This is a genomic window from uncultured Succinivibrio sp. (assembly GCF_902756765.1).
Lineage (GTDB): Bacteria > Pseudomonadota > Gammaproteobacteria > Enterobacterales > Succinivibrionaceae > Succinivibrio.
Window position 1 is genome coordinate 1 of record NZ_CACVSS010000125.1, and the last position, 4,133, is coordinate 4,133.

The following is a 4,133-nucleotide window of genomic DNA, read 5'->3' on the forward strand; positions in this document are numbered from 1 at the left end:
TTAAGAGTTTTTGATATTCCTATCCGCGTGTACAACCTTTCCAAGGAAAGGAAAATTCAAAGTGGAGCTGGGGGCAGAAGAGCCTCTAAGGATGCTTTGATTAGTGACGTTTCCACTATTATTGCGAAAGGAAAATCCAAAAAGATCTCGATTAAAGATACTGAAAAGGTCGGCAGTGTGGAGAAGAAAATTGAGAGCACTCTGGGGATCGGGGTGCAGATACTCTGTTCCGACGGCAAAGGTTTTGCTGACAACAACAAGACTCTCAAGGAAATCAAGGATATCAAGAGCGACGATCTAATATCTCTCGATGTGGCCGTTAACAGCTCTACTACTGTAAATTCCTTTACTAAAGCATTTAACAAAGCCTGTAAAGGGGTAAGTGTCAGGGTATGGTGTCTTACTAAAAGTACTGGAAAAATCATGACCGGAGCCAGAGGTCATTTTGCTTCACCTGAGACTCTGCTAAAGGATGTGTCTGAGGACAATAAAATCGCTCAGCACGGTGTCATAGTTATTAATACTGCAGATCAGGTCAAGGTAGTAAAAAAGACATTTGCAAAGATGTATGGTCTTGGCATTGAGATTGTTACCGCTAGAGGCGGCCAATCTGTAGATGACGATTTGACGATAAGAAACGTCAGGAAAGGTTGATATTTTTTAACCTGATTATTAATTATTTTTTAACTTTTAAGGAGAAATTTTTATGAAATTTTCTGGAAGAACTACAGTGGCTAAGTTTAAGGCCATGTTCAAGGATGAGTTCAAGGTTGCAGTACGTGTTTATAACGGCAAGCATTTTGCCGAAGATTCAGCAACTCTTGCTTCTATCAGAACCGGTGATGTAAAGGGTGGCGAAGTTGAGATTCACGGCAACATGAAGGTTGGTAATGCTGAAAAGCTGCTTAAGGATAATTTCGGTATCACCATTCAGGTTGAGAACAAGGAAGGAGCATTGGCTGACAACAACGTTACCATTTCTTCTTTGCGTTGATTGTGTTGTTTTTATCAAGTGAGGAGGAGATGCTCGGGAATGGAACAGCTTTCTGAGTATCTCTTAATGCGGTGCAGATAGTCCAGAATGTCATGTCTTGCAAAAATGAACCAATATCTAGATGACATTTTCTCTTTGATTTTCAGAAAAAATCAAACTTCAGCACCGCATACTTTTTTGTTTGTGGTTTCTAAGTGAGTATCAGGTAGTTAATTATGGCAGTGAAAGAAATTGAGCCGCATCTCTGCACAGTCTATGATTACTTCTTAAAGAATAATCAGAAAAATGAGTATTTTGTTATCCCTGAATATCAGCGCAGTTATACATGGGAAATCGGCCAGTGCGATAAGCTTGTTGATGATATTGAAACCTTTATCAGCGAGGGGGCTGAGGATCCGTACTTTTTCGGTACTATTATTCTAAATGTTAAATCCGAAAAGATGTATCTGATTGACGGTCAGCAGCGTACTACTACCTTTTACCTGTTGCTTAAGGCTTTGGAATTTGTAATAGGTGCCAAGCTAAAGAATTTTGTAGAACATGATGAAGATTCTGAATTTCTCAAGGAAGGTCTTAAGGGAGATCTTCGTAAGATCCAGTCTGTTGTGTATAAAACAAATGATGAAGGTATTCTTAAGATAAAACGGGATCCGGCGTTGCTGGATCAACTTGTTCTGATTGAAAACAATTCCATTAATGAGCCTGAGATAAATAAGAAAATATTTGCTGAAATAGTCAGAACATTGAACTTTGATGATCTTAGTAATCTTGCAAAAGAAAATGAAATATCAAAGCCAAAACTGAATAAGATCAGTTTCTTCTCTAATTTTAAGTATTTCTATGACCGTCTTTCCAAATACGGTGAATCCAGTATTCATGTATTTGCTCAGAAGTTACTGGATAAATGCCAGCTTATTGTAATCAGAAGCTGGAATATTGAACAGGCAATCGCCATGTTCAATTCGCTGAATTCCAAGGGATTGCCACTTTCCGATGCAGACATAATTTCTGCAGCCATGTATGCGAATATCGTGGAAGAACCGGAAAAGAAGGAATTTGTTGAAAAATGGGGATTTATTCGAGAAGCCACTAAGGATGGAAGTGACCTTAAAAAAGGTAAAATTCTGGATATAGACGGAGTGCTTCAGCAGTACATGTACATATATAGAGCTGAAAACCGTGTATATATGAGTATTAATAGCGAAACCCCGAATGTTACCACTCCCGGTGTGAGAAAATTCTACGAAGGAGATAAAGGCTCCCTGTTGAAGAATCCATTGGTGCTTTGTGACAGCTTTAAAACAATTGTCAATCTTTGGCTTTTAATCAAAGATTATTCCATTGTTAAGCTTCTGCTTAAGTTCAATGTAAATGCAAAGCTTTATCTGGTTTCGTACCTTTTTAAATTCTGCCGTAATGATGGGAATGGAGATTTTGACAGTTCGGCTATAACAGAGGAACTGGTTTCTTCCATAGCTGTTCCTCTGTTAAGGCTCTTTGCTATTCTTGAAATTGTTGATGCCGGATACTCCAGTAACAAATTCAAAACATTCCTGTTTAAGGAAAATATTAAACTGGTAGATCCCCGGACTTCTATCAGCGAGATAGACAGTGATTTTAACAATCATATTAATGATGCCGGCAACTGGCAGAGAGATGATTTGAAAAGATCCTTACTTTTTTATGAAAGAAATCCTCTGGTTTACCTCAATGAATATCTTTATGCCAGAAATCACGGGAAGAAATTTATCCTGTCTGATAGCGTCAATATAGAGCACATTATGCCGGCAAGCGGTAAAAATATTGCTGTAATTCGCAAGGATGCCGGAATTAACGATGTCAATGAATTTGCAGCAATAGTTAATAAACTCGGAAATAAGATTCTTTTGGAAGAAAGTATTAATAAAACTATTGGTAATGCCTGGTTTAAGACTAAAACCCAGACCTCTGTGAGAGAAAAGTCCGGATATAAGGACAGCTGCTACAGCATAGCCGCATCTTTAACCACCTACGGTTCAGACTGGAGAGTTGAAGATATAAACATGGCTACCGAAAAGGCCGTAAACCGTATTCTGGATTTTATTTTCGGTAAATCATGATACTGATTTAAGCCGGTAGAAAAAATCCAGGGACAAAATTCCGGTATGCAGATCTCCCTGGGTTTTATACTGAATGGTTTGTTGCAATAAAACGGTAAATGATATTTTTGCAGAAATGATAGGAAACTTAAAAGCTTGATATTTTTAAAGCTGAATACTTGAAGAGCTTTATTACATACGAAAGCATTAAGGCGGAACCGGAGTTTTCCAAGAGGGGATTTGATTTATAAAATGCAGGTTTTATTACCTGTCAGGAGGTTTTATGAAAGACACTAAAGCATCAGGAAATCAAAAGAAGGCTACGGCCAAAACCGGGGAAAAGGCTTCTTCATCTAAAGCTACAGCTACAGTAAAAACGTCATCTAAGAATCAGGCTGCAAAGACTGTAAAGAATACTGTTAAAGCAGCTAAACCGGCAGTAAAACAGCAGACTGCTAAAAACACTGACAAGGCAGCTGCCTCAAAAACTGCTGTACCGGAGCTTAAGAAGGGGGACTACTTCAAGTTCGGAAGTTATTACCAGGAGAACAGCACTAAGAAAACTCCCATTGAGTGGCTGGTTCTAAAAAAGTCCGGTACAAAGGTTCTTCTAATCTCCAGATATGGTTTGGATTGTAAGAACTACCACAATCAATGTGTAGATATAACCTGGGAAAACTGCGATCTCAGGAAATGGCTGAACGGAGAATTCCTGAAGAATGCCTTTACCGCTACAGAACAGAAGAAGATTGCGGTAACCAAACTTACGAATGACAACAATGCGAAGTCTGGCACCTTTGGTGGAAACAGTACGGAAGATAGAGTGTTCTGCTTAAGTGTAGCCGAAGCAGGTAGTCTCTTTAAGGACAAAGAGTCCCGTAAATGTATACCAACCCCCTATGCTTTAGGAAAAGGATGTCATAAATCTGGTGTGTGTTTTATTAATGGCAGAGGCTGTTGTCCTTGGTGGCTTCGGTCGCCGGGCTACTATCAGCACTTCGCGACGTCTGTTGACTACATCTACATCGAATCGCTTGATCTGTATGGCTGCTCTGTTAGCT

4 protein-coding genes are annotated in these 4,133 nt (G+C 39.1%); all 4 read left to right on the forward strand.

Going from position 1 to position 4,133, the window contains the following annotated elements; genetic code table 11:
* Window positions 1-654 (forward strand): hypothetical protein (locus QZU45_RS11080; RefSeq protein WP_295355278.1); only part of this gene is annotated, 654 nt, incomplete at its 5' end.
* Window positions 655-706: 52 nt separating this feature from the next.
* Entirely contained in the window at window positions 707-994 is a 288-nt protein-coding gene (locus QZU45_RS11085; protein ID WP_031579784.1) for a hypothetical protein, read from the forward strand.
* 215 nt (window positions 995-1,209) lie between these two features.
* Window positions 1,210-3,093: a DUF262 domain-containing HNH endonuclease family protein gene (locus QZU45_RS11090; RefSeq protein WP_295355280.1), complete on the forward strand. Its 1,884-nt coding sequence runs from the start codon at window positions 1,210-1,212 to the stop codon at window positions 3,091-3,093.
* A 262-nt stretch (window positions 3,094-3,355) separates the two neighbouring features.
* A partial coding sequence (locus QZU45_RS11095) for a DUF6273 domain-containing protein (RefSeq protein WP_295355281.1) occupies window positions 3,356-4,133 on the forward strand: 778 nt, incomplete at its 3' end.